This is a genomic window from Streptomyces sp. DG1A-41 (assembly GCF_037055355.1).
Classification (GTDB): Bacteria; Actinomycetota; Actinomycetes; order Streptomycetales; family Streptomycetaceae; genus Streptomyces.
The window spans coordinates 7,997,988-8,010,866 of the sequence record NZ_CP146350.1 but is presented as its reverse complement, the minus strand read 5'-3'; the positions used below and the strand labels follow the sequence as shown (position 1 = coordinate 8,010,866).

General features: G+C 70.3%; 14 protein-coding genes and 2 pseudogenes. 9 read left to right on the top strand and 7 right to left on the bottom strand.

The features are described 5' to 3' along the window. Nucleotides 1-133: 133 nt before the first annotated feature. From V8690_RS37025 to V8690_RS37005, 5 genes and pseudogenes are all read left to right on the top strand, one after another. Nucleotides 134-391: pseudogene (locus V8690_RS37025) on the top strand (MarR family winged helix-turn-helix transcriptional regulator); the annotation flags it as partial. 166 nt (nucleotides 392-557) lie between these two features. Further along, nucleotides 558-1,265, top strand: a complete 708-nt coding sequence (locus tag V8690_RS37020) for an SDR family oxidoreductase (RefSeq protein ID WP_338784412.1) — start codon at nucleotides 558-560, stop codon at nucleotides 1,263-1,265. A 7-nt stretch (nucleotides 1,266-1,272) separates the two neighbouring features. Continuing rightward, complete coding sequence (locus tag V8690_RS37015; protein WP_338785591.1) at nucleotides 1,273-1,494, top strand: helix-turn-helix transcriptional regulator; 222 nt, start codon at nucleotides 1,273-1,275, stop codon at nucleotides 1,492-1,494. Nucleotides 1,495-1,645: 151 nt separating this feature from the next. Beyond that, nucleotides 1,646-2,419 (top strand): annotated as a pseudogene (locus V8690_RS37010) (IS5 family transposase); the annotation flags it as partial. Between the two features lie 290 nt (nucleotides 2,420-2,709). Then, nucleotides 2,710-3,048, top strand: a complete 339-nt coding sequence (locus V8690_RS37005; protein WP_338784411.1) for a hypothetical protein — start codon at nucleotides 2,710-2,712, stop codon at nucleotides 3,046-3,048. 551 nt (nucleotides 3,049-3,599) lie between these two features. Here V8690_RS37005 and V8690_RS37000 read toward each other — a convergent pair. The 7 genes from V8690_RS37000 to V8690_RS36970 form a co-directional block, all read right to left on the bottom strand. Beyond that, on the bottom strand, nucleotides 3,600-5,051 hold the full coding sequence (locus tag V8690_RS37000; RefSeq protein WP_338784410.1) for an NAD(P)/FAD-dependent oxidoreductase: 1,452 nt from the start codon (nucleotides 5,049-5,051) through the stop codon (nucleotides 3,600-3,602). 94 nt (nucleotides 5,052-5,145) lie between these two features. Next, the gene (locus tag V8690_RS36995) at nucleotides 5,146-5,922 is read right to left on the bottom strand and encodes a class I SAM-dependent methyltransferase (protein ID WP_338784409.1); all 777 of its coding nucleotides are present in this window, start codon (nucleotides 5,920-5,922) and stop codon (nucleotides 5,146-5,148) included. Nucleotides 5,923-5,954: 32 nt separating this feature from the next. Continuing rightward, on the bottom strand, nucleotides 5,955-6,116 hold the full coding sequence (locus V8690_RS36990; protein ID WP_338784408.1) for a hypothetical protein: 162 nt from the start codon (nucleotides 6,114-6,116) through the stop codon (nucleotides 5,955-5,957). Then, the gene (locus tag V8690_RS36985; protein ID WP_338784407.1) at nucleotides 6,116-6,700 is read right to left on the bottom strand and encodes a hypothetical protein; all 585 of its coding nucleotides are present in this window, start codon (nucleotides 6,698-6,700) and stop codon (nucleotides 6,116-6,118) included. The genes V8690_RS36990 and V8690_RS36985 overlap by 1 nt, the downstream gene beginning before the upstream one ends. After that, nucleotides 6,697-8,577, bottom strand: a complete 1,881-nt coding sequence (locus tag V8690_RS36980; protein WP_338784406.1) for an alpha/beta fold hydrolase — start codon at nucleotides 8,575-8,577, stop codon at nucleotides 6,697-6,699. Before V8690_RS36980 ends, V8690_RS36985 begins: the two co-directional genes overlap by 4 nt. Nucleotides 8,578-8,694: 117 nt before the next feature. Beyond that, complete coding sequence (locus V8690_RS36975; protein WP_338784405.1) at nucleotides 8,695-8,841, bottom strand: hypothetical protein; 147 nt, start codon at nucleotides 8,839-8,841, stop codon at nucleotides 8,695-8,697. A gap of 75 nt (nucleotides 8,842-8,916) precedes the next feature. Continuing rightward, nucleotides 8,917-9,063: a hypothetical protein gene (locus V8690_RS36970; RefSeq protein WP_338784404.1), complete on the bottom strand. Its 147-nt coding sequence runs from the start codon at nucleotides 9,061-9,063 to the stop codon at nucleotides 8,917-8,919. 293 nt (nucleotides 9,064-9,356) lie between these two features. On the opposite strand from V8690_RS36970, the gene V8690_RS36965 reads away from it, so the two are divergent. From V8690_RS36965 to V8690_RS36950, 4 genes are read left to right on the top strand one after another with little or no spacing between them, the layout of a single operon-like run. Continuing rightward, entirely contained in the window at nucleotides 9,357-10,325 is a 969-nt protein-coding gene (locus V8690_RS36965; protein WP_338784403.1) for an ABC transporter ATP-binding protein, read from the top strand. Further along, entirely contained in the window at nucleotides 10,322-11,086 is a 765-nt protein-coding gene (locus V8690_RS36960) for an ABC transporter permease (protein ID WP_338784402.1), read from the top strand. The genes V8690_RS36965 and V8690_RS36960 overlap by 4 nt, the downstream gene beginning before the upstream one ends. Then, nucleotides 11,086-12,249 (top strand): histidine kinase, encoded by a 1,164-nt coding sequence (locus V8690_RS36955; protein WP_338784401.1) that lies wholly within the window; start codon nucleotides 11,086-11,088, stop codon nucleotides 12,247-12,249. Before V8690_RS36960 ends, V8690_RS36955 begins: the two co-directional genes overlap by 1 nt. Then, nucleotides 12,249-12,863 (top strand): response regulator transcription factor, encoded by a 615-nt coding sequence (locus tag V8690_RS36950; RefSeq protein ID WP_338785590.1) that lies wholly within the window; start codon nucleotides 12,249-12,251, stop codon nucleotides 12,861-12,863. The genes V8690_RS36955 and V8690_RS36950 overlap by 1 nt, the downstream gene beginning before the upstream one ends. Nucleotides 12,864-12,879: the final 16 nt, after the last annotated feature.

Below are 12,879 nucleotides of genomic sequence, written 5' to 3'. Positions count from 1 at the left end.
GGCGGCGTGGGCCTGTTCGACGGCCTCGGGTGCGCCTCGCGCTCGGCGTGCCCGGCGTGTGCCCGATGCCGCGGCGCGCCCTACCGGCTCAGCGGCATCCGTCCCGGCGCCGCACCGGGCCCGGGACCGGGAATCGGTCTCCCTACGCCGTATGCAGGACGCCGGACTGCTCATCCGCGAGCCGGCCGAACATGACCGGCGCGTCATGGTCGTCCACCTCACCGACAAGGGCCGTGCCATGCGTGAGCCCCTCGCAGCCATGTGGCAGGCCCTGGAGGAGACCTCCGCGCGGAACCTGTCGGCGCAGCAGGCCGAGTCCTTCGTCCGCACCGCCTACGCCATCGCCGACGCGATCAGCAGCAGCGCTCCTCCGCGAGAAGGGTCCACGTAAGGCCCGTGCTCAACGGAGACAGGCTCCCCGGCCTCGGCGTCCTGGGCGAGCGCGAGCCGCGGAACCGCCCATCACAGGCCCGCCCGCTGAGCGACCCGGGCCGACGGCGCCCACGTCCGCGCCCGCCCAAGCCCCCACCCCTGACCTGATGGGTAGTGAGACCCCCATGAGCACCACCCGTTTCACCACCCTCCCGGTCCTCGTCGTCGGGGCGACCGGCTCCCTCGGGGGCAAGGTCGTCGACGAACTGCTGGGGCGCGGCAAGATAGTCCGTGCCCTGGTCCGGCCGGCCACCGACGCGAGCGGGCTCGAAAGCCGGGGTGTCGAGATCGCCCGCGGCGACATGCTCGACGTCGACTCGCTCGTCGCCGCCATGGACGGCGCCGATGCCGTCATCACCACCGCCGCCGGCTACACCCGCGGCGGCAGGAACGCGCACGCCATCGACACCGGCGGCAACGCCAACCTCGCCGAGGCGGCCCACCGCGCCGGCATCCGCCGGTTCGTCCTGACCAGCATCCTCACCAGCGACCAGACGACTCATGTCCCGCACTTCTGGCACAAGAAGATCGCCGAGGACAAGCTCGAACAGCTCGGCGTCCCGTTCGTCGCACTGCGCCCGGGAGCGTTCGTCGACCAGATCGCGACCATGGCGGGCCACCCGATCGACAAGGGCCGCCTGATGTGGGTGGGCAAGACCACCGTCCCGCTGACCTTCGTCCACACCTCCGATCTCGCGGCGTACCTGGCGGCCGCGGTCGACGCCGAGGCCGAGGACGGTGAGCGCATCGACATCGGCTGGGACCGTCCGGTCAGCATGCGCGAGATGGCCGACCTGATGGGCAGCCGGGCCGGAAAGAACATCAAGGTGTGAGGCCGGCCTGGAGCTGTCCTCCGCCTCGGTGTCCGCGCTGTTCACCAAGGAACCCTCGCAGGTGAAGATGACCACCCTGGCAGCGTTGTGCACCGCGCTGGAGTGCACCCCGAACGACCTGATCGAAGTCGACACCACCCCCGTCGAGCGGCCCGTGGCTTCGCGCCGGCCCGTCACCGAACTTCCCAAGGCCGTCTCCGGACGCGGCCGGTCAATGCCGCCGCTGTGACCGGCGGAGACAGCGGTGGGCAAGAGGCAACGCGACTGCGTCACCTGCGGGGCACCAGTCGGCTATCTCGACCGTGAGCACTGCTGCCGGCGCTGGCGCCGGATGCAGGAACAGGCCGCGAAGGCAACGTGCCCGGTCTGCGGCAAGGACCGTGTCCTCCGGGCGGAAGCCGTGGGAGATCAGTGACGAGCTGTGGGCGGTGATCGAGCCGCTGCTGCCGAGGCATGAGCGGCGGTTCCGGTACCCGGGGCGCAAGCGGATCGATGACCGCAGGACGCTGCAGGGTGTGCTGTTCGTCCTCTACACCGGGATCCAGTGGGAGTACCCGCCGCAGGAGTTGGGGTTCGGTTCCGGGCCTACCCGCTGGCGGCGATTGGCTGAATGGCAGGAGGCCGGGGTGTGGGAGGAACTCCAGCGGGTGCTGCTGGACCGGTTGCGGGCGGCGGACCGCCTGGACTTCTCCCGCGTCACCGTCGATGCCTCGCACGTGCAGGCCAAGCGGGGGTGAAGCAGCGCAAAAGTGGGTCCGAGTCCGGTTGACCGCGCGCGGCCGGGCTCGAAGCACCACGTGCTGACCGAGGCGCACGGTATTTCGCTGCGGGTGTCGTTGACGGGCGGGCACCGCAACGACGTCACGCAGCTCCTGCCGCTGGTCGACAGCGTGCCGCCGGTGCGGGGCAAGCGGGGCCGGCCTCGGCGCAAGCCCCGGGCGTTGTATGCCGACCGTGGCTACGACCACGACATCTACCGCCGTCGTCTGCGCGAGCGCGGCATCGTCCCGAAGATCGCCCGGCGCGGAGAACCGCACGGCTCGGGCCTGGGCCGGGTGCGGTGGGTTGCCGAGTCCGCCATCGCCTGGCTCCACGGCCCACGCCGCTTACGGACCCGCTGGGAAACGCGGGACGACATGCACGACGCGTTCGTTCCTCCAGCTCGCCCACTGCATGACCCTCGCCCGCGAGAACCCAGCATTCTGAAAGGACCCCTTAGCCAGGTCAACATGACTCTCGCTGCCGCGCCCGAGACCTTCGAAGCCGCGATGTCGCTCAATACCATGGCCTACAACACGTCCATCGCGCTCGGAGCGCTTCTGGGCGGACTGTTCGCCGACAATATGGGTGTCACCAGCGTCGTGTGGTTTGGTGTGGCGCTGACCGCGACTTCGCTACTCCTCAGGCTCGGCACCGGCCGAAAGGCCGCGAGCGCGGTCTCCGCATGATCGCGTGGAGCACCGTGCCGGACGGCAGTCTTCTGAGCGAACGGGTGCACGACCTCGGCCAGGATCTGGCCTCCGGCCAGTGGACTCCGACCGCGCTGGAACGCCGGATCGCCGGCCTCCTGGTCAACGCGTCGGCGGGGGACGGGGAACTCACCGCACTGCACATCCGCGGGGACTTCACGGAGGGCGCGGAAGCCTTCGTACGGGAGAACGGATGTCGGCTCGCCGCGTTGCTTGCGGACCTGCTCCTCGCCGTGAGCGGCCCCGACCCCGTGCCCCTGGCGGCGATGGCGGAGGTCCGAACACTGCTGGCAGATGTCGCGGGCCAGCGCTGAGAGTCATGTACGAGAACAGGCCCGGTATCCGGAAACGGATGGCCGGGCCTGACCTCTCTGATGGCTGGCCGTTGTCACTCGCACGCGATCTCGTTGCGCGGCGTACAGGGCGTAAAGGGCGTGCAGGGCGTGCGGAATGGCTCCCGCTTCACTTCCTCGCCGCCCTTGAGGAAGACACGGTGCCCTGGATGCTGTGCCCGCCCTGGTCTGGTGCCGCGCGGCCCGTAGGGACGGAGTCGGAGCTTGCTGATGTGGCTGGGCGTCTTGCGTGCTGCTGATCAGGAGTGTGGGAAACGTGGGGGTGCAGCGCGGAAAATGATCTCCTCTTCTTGGGCGCAGGGCCTGATCAGCGAGTTCCGTCGGCGCCCCCTCACCCTCGTCCGTCACGCCCTCGACGACGGGGGCCGACAGGCCCGAAATCGCCACCCGCACAAGCTCATTGACATCGCGCACACCATGCCAGCGACGGCCGTCACCCTTCGCTACCACCGATTACGGGACAGAGCCGGTGAGCGTACAGACCCGAAAACGGGTCGGCCCTTCGCCCTTCCCTACGGGGCGAGCGCCGGGAACTCGCGGACGCCGGCCTCACGGCGCAGCGCTGAGCGCGCCGCGAGGTATCCGGACATACCGTGCACACTGGGCCCCGGCGGGGTGGAGGCCGAGCACAGGTACACGCCGGGCAGGGGGGTGCGGTACGGGTCGCGCTGGATCGTGGGGCGGAAGAGGGACTGGCCGAGCGTCATCGCGCCGGCGCCGATGTCCCCGCCGACGTAGTTGGGGTTGTACTGCTCCATCGCCGCCGCGCTGGTGGCCCGCTCGGCGACGACCGTGTCGGTGAAACCCGGGGCGTAGCGCTCGATGCGGGCACGGATGAGAGGCAGCGGATCCTCGGTGCTGCCGTTGGGTACATGGGCGTAGGCCCAGAGGGGCCGCTTGCCGGGGCGGGCGCGTGTGGGGTCGGCCACGGTCGGGTCGACGAGGAGGACGAACGGCTCGCCAGTGGCGCTCCCGCGGGCGGTGCGGGTCTCCTGGTGGAACATCTCCTGCTGGGTGCCGCCGAGATGGACCGTGGCGGCGGCCGCGGTGTCCGGGTCGGCCCACGGGACGGGCTCGCTCAGCAGGAAGTCCGCCTTCGCGGCGCCGGGGCCGTACCGGAAGCGGCGCAGCCGTCGGGCGTACCCGGCGGGCAGGGCGTGCCCGGCGATACGGATGACCTCCTTCGGGCTGATGTCGAGCAGGACGATCCGGGCGGGTGGCAGGTCCCGCAGGTCATCCACGCGGATGCCGGTGTAGAGGGTGCCGCCGTGGGCGATGAGGTCGTCGGCCAGGGCCTGGGCGATGCGCGCGCTGCCGCCACGGGGCAGCGGCCACCCGCTGGTGTGCGCGAGATGCCCGAGCAGCATGGCCACTGTGCCCGAGGCGATGCTGGGCAGCGGGCCGATGGCGTGCGCGGCGACGCCGGTGAGCAGGGCGCGGGCGGGTTCGTCGGTGAACTGGCCGGGCGCCCGGGGCGTTCCGTGCGCGAGGACGCGGGTGCCGAGGGCGAGCAGCACCCGCGGGCCGACCCGGCCCAGCGCGGTGGGCCCCTGGAGAATCAGCCGGACGAAGTCCTCGCTGTGCGCCGTCAGTGGCTCCATCAGTCGGCGCCAGCGCGGCCCGTCCCGGCCAAGACGTTCGCAGGTGCGGGCCAGGTCGCGGTACGCGACAGCCGCCGGGCCGTCCGGAAGGGGATGGGCGTACGCGGCGTCGGAACGGCGGAGTTCGACGCCGCGCGCGGGCAGGTCGAACTCGCGGAAGAACGGGGCGGCGACGGCCATCGGGTGCACCGCGGAGCAGATGTCGTGGACGACGTCGCTGTCGAAGAGGGCTTCGGTGCGCAGGCCCCCGCCGATGGTGTCGTGGGCCTCGAAGACCTCGACCGCAAGGCCCGCGCGGGCGAGGGTGACGGCGGCGGCGAGCCCGTTGGGTCCCGAGCCGACGACGACAGCATCGACGCTCATCACTCAACTCCTCGCTCTCGAGCGGACGGGGGCGGATGGAGCGGGGACGCCCGGTCGCCACGGACGGGGGAATGCCGTGGCGGCCGGGCGTCGGTCAGGGGGCGGGCTTCTCGTAGACGGCGACGAACGTGGGAGACGCCTCGGTGTACTCGCCGTGCTCCCAGTCCCCGTGCAAGGCGCCCTCGGCGGCAGGGCGCAGCCCGGCTGCCCGCGCATAGGCGTCGGTACGGGACGGGGTGAGCAGCAGCGAGTACTCGGTGCCGACCCGGGTCGTGCCGTCCTTCTCGTACCAGATGTGCGAGCACTGCCACAGGCCCCTGCCGGCGTCGAACGTGGAGTGAGTCTGCAGCCCTGTGCCCGGTTCGGGGTACGGGGTGAACAAGGTGGTACGCGCCCGCCCTTCGTGCAGGGCTTCCACCCACGGGTGGTTGTGGCCTTCGAGTACCAGGAGGCCACCGGGGACGAGCAGTTCGGCGGCGCGCCGGACCACCTCCTGCTGGTCCTCGCGGGACAGCAGCTGGTTCAGCGTCGCGCAGACCGCGTACACCAGGCCGAAGCGCCGTTCGCTGCGGAAGCTGCGGATGTCCGCGTGGACTGCGGTGACGGCCGCGGTCGGTTCGCGCTGCTCGCGTACGGCCCGGCCGAGTGCGGCGAGCATCTGAGGGGAGGAGTCCACGCCGACCACCTCGCCCACCTGGTGGGACAGCGGGATGGCGATACGACCGGTGCCCACTCCGAATTCGCAGCTGCCCAGGGCGGGGTCCGGGTGGCGGGCGGCGAGGTTCTTCGCTGTCCGGCGGGCCGCCTCCGCATCGGGGAACAGCCGGTCGTACCAGCCGTCGAACTGTAGCCCGTAGCCGATGTCGTCCATGGGGCCTGGCCGAGGCCCCGCTCCCCGCCCCGTCATCGGTGCTCGCTCTTCTTCGGGGCGAAGACCAGGATCGCCACCCACACGACGGCCGCGATGCCCATGGCGGCCCACAGCGAGAGGATCTCCAGATAGGTCAGCAGGATCATCAGGCCGGCGAACGCGAACGCGGCAAGGACGCCGAGGGCTTGCTTCATCAAAATTGCTCCAGTACTCGGTCCAGCGGGGTGTACGGCGACAGCAGCACCATCTGCGGTTCGTGGCCGTTGTCGTAGCCGGTGGACTTGACCATCGCGATCTGATGACCCACCACGCGACTTTCCGGGTCGGCGGCGCGGATCCGGGACACCAGGTAGCGCTCGAGCAGCCGGTAGGCGGGCATCCTCGTGATGACCGCGAAGTCCTTGTCGATGACGTGCAGCAGCTCCGTCGCCAGGTCGAACACGGCTTTCTCCGGGCGCCGGGTGGGGAACCACACCAGCTGCCGCATCTTCCGGCCCGTGATCAGATCCACGCCCTGCCACCGCGACCGCACTCCGTCGACGTCGGTGGTGCGGTAGATGAAGGCGTAGTCGTGGACGCCGGGCTCCGGCGCGAAGAATCGCCAGTTGGGGATGAGCGAGAGTTGGTCCTTGGACTGCACCCGGTTGTAGACGGTGATGTGGTAATGCTGGGTCGCCACCGTCGCCACGACCGCTGCCGCGGCGGCGACCCTGGTCCAGGCACCGGGCCCGGTGAAGGCCGAGCGTGCTGCTCCGCCAAGGAAGTTGAGTGTCTTCACGAACGGGCCTCCTTCCGGTGGTCGGTCTCCGCCGCCGGACGTGCGGCGGCGTCGTTCACGAAAGCCAGGATGTGCCGGGCGACCCGCGTCGCGTAAGTGCCGTTTGTCATGAGTGAATCGTGATGGGACCCCTCGATGACCAACGTCTGCGCCTGCGCGCCCGTCGCCCGGTGGGCCTGCGCGATCTCGTGGTGCATGAGGAGCTGTTCGGGATCCGAGTCCACCGTCTGCTGCGCCGAGACGACCAGTGCCGGGCAGTTCACCGGGGGCAGTTCGCCGCCGAAGCGGTCGTAGTCGGCCTTGACCGCGGACCACTCCCGCCGGGCGGCGCACCACATGCCGGCGTCCGCGTACTGCCACATCGCGCGCCTGCGCGCCGTGAACGGCAGGGACTCCAGCCACGGCGGGCGGGTCATGACCGCTCCCGCGCCGACCCGGTTCGACCAGTCCATCACCGCGAGGAGCTCGTGGAAACGCCCGGCCGCGTCCCGCTGCCGTTTGGACCGCTGTAGTTCGCCCGGGTGCGCGGCGTCCAGGTAGACGACCCCGGCGAGCCGGTCCCCGAGCAGCCGGGCCGCGCGGCGTGCCAGGTCGCCGCCGAGCGAGTGCCCGGCGAGGATCACCTTCCGGTCGGCGGGCACCGCACGCCTGGCCAGCTCCGCGAGATCCGCGGCGAGCGTGTCCAGGTCCTCGGCGGCATCCGGTCCGCGCCGGCTCGCGCCGTCGCCGGCCCGGTCGTATGTCATGATCCCCAGCCGGCTCTCGTCGCGGAGTGTGGCGGAGATCCAGGCGAATTGCTCCGGCATGGAGGCAAGTCCGTAGACAAGAACCACCACCGGCTCGCCCGCTTCACCCTCGTGCAGCTGGTACGCGAGGGTGTTACCGGGCGCTGTGGTGATGCGCTCGGTGCCGGGCGGCCCTTCGAGCACCCGGGCGCGCCGCTGCACCGCGGCGACACCGGCTCCGGCGGCGGCCGCGCCGAGGGCGATGAGGGCGGCGGGCACCGTACGGTCGTCCCGCCCGGCGACAGCCGGGTGGTCCCTGGGCGTGGAGGTGTACGCCACGTACGGGTGCATCGAGGTGAACGCCGACAGGAACCGGCCCAGGCCGAGCAGGAATCCGTTCGCGCCGTGGAAGGCGACGGCGGAGGCGAGCACGGGCGCGACGAGCCGGCCGCGGAAGGCGTAGAGGAGAGGGAAGCCGCACTCAAGAATTAGTACGGAGTGGACCATGGCCTTGGCCGCCCTGGGGTACCGGTCGGCGAGAGTGAAGGCAGGTTCGTGACCGTACGTCCGGGTGCGCATGATGTTGCGCAGGGCGGTGCCGTCGCGCCAGGAGGAGCCGACCAGCTTGAACCAGCCGGACACGGCGTAAGACAGGTTGGACTGGAGGGCGGTGTGCCAGATCACCGCGTCTTGCACGGCGGGTGAACGGGACAGCCTGGCCAGGGCGTTGCCGCCCTGGACGAGCACGGAGACCTGATCGGAGCCGTCGGTGCCGTAGCGGTGGCGGGCGTAGACGGCGGCTCCGGAGACGGCGAGAAAGGCGCTTCCCGCGCCCCGCCACCGGGAGGTGCCCGGCAGCAGCATGGCGGCGGACACCACTGTCCTCGACACATGAACGGCGGTGGTTACGCGCGGACGGGCAACGGCGTCAAGGAGCTTGCGGGTGGCGGGTGTACCGGCGCGGTGCGCCTCTCGCATGACGTCCCAGTCGTGCAGGCCACCGGGCTTCATCTCGTGCCGCAGGCGCAGATATTCGAGTGACGCCTGTAGGGAGGTGAGGGCGGACAGCCGTTCGGAAATGCCGACGGCCCGTTCGCGCGAGACGGGCAGTGGTCTGAAGAGAGCTGCTGCTAACTTGCGGGTACGGTTCACCGGCTCCTCCGTGAGTCCTGAACAAGAGCCCGCCGGGCCACATCAGCCCTGTGGCCCGGCGGGGTTCATCGCATTGCTGCTCGGCTGCCTCAGCTGTTCGCCGTTGCTTCAGCTGTGTCAGGCGCCGAATGTGGCGGTGGTCGCCGTGGTGGCGGTGGTCGTCACCGTGATCGGCGTGGCCATCACCGGGGCGTGGTCGATACGGACCTCACCTTTGTCGCCCTCGATGTCCTGGGCGTCGAAGTGTTCGATGATCTCCTTCATCAGTCGTCACCCCCTTCCTGGCTGTGGCGTCAGCACGCAGGCTGTCTGTACGGAGCCGGCGGAGCCGGCGCGCGGTCAGTTGGCGGTGGTGGCAGTGGTCGCGGTCGTCGCCGTGATGGTGACGGTGATCGGCGTGGCCATCACAGGAGCGTGGTCGATCATGACCTCGCCCTCGTTGGTGTTGATGTCCTCGGCGTCGAAGTGCGACAGAAGTTCCTGCACGGTTTTCTCCCTCTAGACGAAACGATTCCGCCCGTCGAGGGGTCGCGGAGGTGGGCATGGCCCAGTTGTGCAGATGTTGTCCCCCGTGCCCCCGTTGAGGCGTGTGACGTGCGCCACGGAAAGGAGACAATCACTCGAACCTGCCAGTGCAACATGACGCACATCACGCACGAACTTGGGAACACGGCCGTATTTTCCCATGACATTTATCACACTGGAGCGTGACGTCTGTCATGGAAACCGATGACACGCTGCACTGGAGGAGGCCGCCCATCGGCTCGACGATGAGTCGCATGATCCCCCCTTCCCAGGAAAATGTGATCGAGGTCACAGATCTCTGGCGCCGGTACGGAAGCGGCACCAAGGCCTTCGACGCCGTGCGCGGCGTCAGCTTCACCGTGCGAAAAGGCGAACTCTTCGGCCTCCTCGGTACGAACGGCGCAGGCAAGACCTCCACCATCGAACTGCTCGAAGGCCTGGCCAGGCCCGCCGAAGGAAGCATCCGACTCTTCGGCAGGTACGACCCGTTCCGCGACCGCAAACAGACCAGGCCGCGCACCGGTGCCATGCTCCAGCACAGCGGATTCGCCGAGCAGCTCACCGTGGCCGAGACCGCCCGCATGTGGGCCGGCTGCATCAGCCGCCCTCGTCCCGTGCGGGACGCCATCGCCCTGGTGGGTCTCACTCATCGCGCCGACGTGCAGGTCAAGAACCTCTCCGGTGGCGAGAAGCGCCGCCTCGACCTGGCCCTGGCCACCCTCGCGGATCCCGATCTGCTCTTCCTCGACGAGCCCACCACGGGCATGGACCCGGAGGGACGCCACGACACCTGGCGCCTCATCAGAAGTCTGAAAGACATGGGCACCACCATTGTTCTGACGACCCATTACCTCGAAGAGGCCGAAGCCCTCGCCGACCATCTCGCGATCATGCACGCCGGGCAGATCGCCGCCCACGGCACGGTCCCCGAGATCGTCGGCCAGTACCCGGCGACGCTCTCCTTCGGCCTGCCCGACACCCACCGCCCCACCGACCTGCCGTCACCCGAAGTGCTCTCCGCCAGCCGCGTCTGCGCCCAGGGCCGCACCCTGCGGATCGAGACCCCGCATCTGCAGCACACCACCACCGAACTGCTCATCTGGGCCCGCGACCACGACATCACCCTGACCGGCCTCGACGCGCGCTCCGCGAGCCTCGAAGAGGCCTTTCTCCACATCGCCCGGAACGGCCTCACCCGCAGCGAGGAGCCCCAAACCGCATGAGCAGCCCCGCACGCCAGCTCGCCGCCCTCGGCCGGGCCGAGGCAACCCTCTTCTTCCGTGCCAAGACCAATGTCGTCAACGTCCTGTTCATCCCCGTCTTCACCCTCGCCGCCCTCCACATCACCATGAGCAAGTTCGAACTCGGCAACCTGGGACTGTCCATGGGGCCCGTCATGGTGGCGACCTCCGCCGGAATCGTCCTCGTCTTCTCCCTGTACGTTCCCCTCACCACCACATACGTCGCACGCCGCGACGAACTCCTCCTCAAGCGCCTGCGGACCGGCGAGGTCGCCGACCCCACCCTGCTCACCGGCACCGCGCTTCCCTCCGCGGCGATCGTCCTGATCCAGACCGCCCTGATCACTGCGGTCCTGCTGCCGCTGACCGGGGCGGGCGCTCCCGACGCGGCGCACTGGGCCCTCGCCGCCGTGGTCCTGGGCATCGTGCTGATGTGCGCCCTGGCGGCGGCCACCAGCGCGCTGGCCCGCACCACCGAGAATGTGCAAGTCGCCGTGCTGCCGCTGCTTTTCCTCCTGCCCACCACGTCCGGCACCTTCTTTCCCCTCGAAGCCATGCCGCGGCTGATGCAGGACATCTGCCAGTGGCTGCCGATGACTCCGGTCATCGACCTCGTACGCAACGCCTGGACAGGCACCCTCACCACGTCCGAGGCGCTGCTGCGGCTGGCGGTCCTGGCCGGCTGGACGGTTCTCGCACTGGGCGCGGCCCGCCGCTGGTTCCGCTGGGAGCCCCGCACCTGATGCCCGGCTCCCCGCACGCGGGCGTCCAGCGGGTGACCGTCGTCTCCCGTTGGGCCCTCGCCTTCGCCGTCCTCGTCTCCGCCTCCGCCTTCGCCTGGCCCGTCGTCGCGCCGCTGACCGATGACATCCCCGGCCTGATCGTCTTCACGGCTTACGCAGGTCTGACGCTGGCCGCGACCCACACGGCGACGCTGGCTCTGCACACCCCGCCGCCCGGCGCCAGACCCGCCCTGCTGGCCGTCACCGCGCTCGCGACGGCCGCCGGGCTCGGCCTCGTGCGGCCCGCACTCGACCACGGATGGCTCCCCGAGGCCCCGAAGGTCGCCACCGCCGCCTGCGCCCTGGCCGTCATCCCCACCGCCGCCGCCTGGTCCTGCGCGCACTGGCGGTTCAGCAGCGCCCTCGCGCTGACCAGCACCCTCGCCACCGGCTGGGCGGCCGGGCCCGAGGCCCTGCCCGGCACCTCAGCCGTCCTGACCCTCTGGGTCATCACCACCCTCGGCGTACGCACCTCACAGTGGTCCCTACAGGTCATGCACCAACTGAACAGCGCACGCCAGAGCGAGACCCGGCTCGCCGTCGCCGAGGAACGTCTCCGCTTCGCCCGCGATCTGCACGACACCCTCGGCCGCACTCTCGCGGTCATCGCCCTCAAGGCCGAACTCGCCGCCAGGCTTTCCCCTGTCCCCAGAGCCGAGTCCGAACTGACGGAGATCCAGCGGCTTGCCCGCGAGTCCCAGCAGGAGATCCGCGAGGTCGTCCGGGGCTACCACACCACCGATCTGGAGACCGAACTCGACGGCGCCCGCTCCGTCCTCGCCGCCGCGGGCATCACCTGCCGGGTCCGCACCACCGGCGCCGAACCGGACCCGACCGTGCAGAGCGTCCTGGGCTGGGCGGTACGCGAGACCGCCACGAACGTCATACGTCACTCCCGCGCCAGCTACTGCGCCATCACGCTCACCCACTCCGCCGCGGCCAGCACCCTCACCGTCGCCAACAACAACCCAGACCCCGCCCCCGCCACGGGCGCCACCGCCGGCACCGGCCTCAAAGGACTCGCGCAGCGCCTGGCGGACCACGCCGGAACCCTCACCCATGGCCCGGAGAGCGACGGCACCTACCTCGTCACCGCCCGCATACCAGCCCAGGAGCATCCGTGATGGACCCCGTGATCAGCGTGCTGCTCGCCGAGGACGAACGCCTCATCCGCGAATCCCTCGCGGCACTGCTCGCCCTGGAGACCGATCTGGAGGTCGTCGCCCAGGCCGCCACCGGCACCGAAGCCATCAGCGCCGCCCGGGACCACCGACCCGATGTCGCCGTCCTGGACCTTCAGATGCCGGAGGCCGACGGCATCACCGCCGCTCGTACGATCACCGCGCGGGATTCCGGCTGCCGGACGCTCATCGTCACCAGCCACGGGCTTCCCGGCCATCTGAAGCGGGCCCTGGAGGCGGGCGTCAAGGGCTTCGTCCCGAAAACCGTCTCCGCCGCCCAGCTCGCCACCGTCATCCGCACCGTCCATACGGGTAACCGGTATATCGACCCCTCCCTCGCCGCGGATGCCATCGCCGCAGGCGACTCCCCCCTCTCCGCCCGCGAGGCCGACATCCTGGCGCTCGCCGCCGACGGTGCGACCGTCAGCGAGATCGCGCACCGCGCCACCCTGGCGCCCGGCACCGTACGCAACTATCTCTCCCAGGCCGTCGCCAAGCTCGGTGCCGCCAACCGCCACAGCGCCGCGCACATCGCCCGCCTCCGGGGCTGGATCTGAATAGGTTGCGGATCCT

What these genes read in the sequence shown, in the direction of transcription:
- V8690_RS37000 (WP_338784410.1), bottom strand. Translation starts at nt 5,051, where the DNA reads ATGAGCGTCGATGCTGTCGTCGTCGGCTCGGGACCCAACGGGCTCGCC.
- V8690_RS37020 (WP_338784412.1), top strand. Translation starts at nt 558, where the DNA reads ATGAGCACCACCCGTTTCACCACCCTCCCGGTCCTCGTCGTCGGGGCG.
- V8690_RS36960 (WP_338784402.1), top strand. Translation starts at nt 10,322, where the DNA reads ATGAGCAGCCCCGCACGCCAGCTCGCCGCCCTCGGCCGGGCCGAGGCA.
- V8690_RS36965 (WP_338784403.1), top strand. Translation starts at nt 9,357, where the DNA reads ATGATCCCCCCTTCCCAGGAAAATGTGATCGAGGTCACAGATCTCTGG.
- V8690_RS36990 (WP_338784408.1), bottom strand. Translation starts at nt 6,116, where the DNA reads ATGAAGCAAGCCCTCGGCGTCCTTGCCGCGTTCGCGTTCGCCGGCCTG.
- V8690_RS36995 (WP_338784409.1), bottom strand. Translation starts at nt 5,922, where the DNA reads ATGGACGACATCGGCTACGGGCTACAGTTCGACGGCTGGTACGACCGG.
- V8690_RS36955 (WP_338784401.1), top strand. Translation starts at nt 11,086, where the DNA reads ATGCCCGGCTCCCCGCACGCGGGCGTCCAGCGGGTGACCGTCGTCTCC.
- V8690_RS36950 (WP_338785590.1), top strand. Translation starts at nt 12,249, where the DNA reads ATGGACCCCGTGATCAGCGTGCTGCTCGCCGAGGACGAACGCCTCATC.
- V8690_RS36975 (WP_338784405.1), bottom strand. Translation starts at nt 8,841, where the DNA reads ATGAAGGAGATCATCGAACACTTCGACGCCCAGGACATCGAGGGCGAC.
- V8690_RS37005 (WP_338784411.1), top strand. Translation starts at nt 2,710, where the DNA reads ATGATCGCGTGGAGCACCGTGCCGGACGGCAGTCTTCTGAGCGAACGG.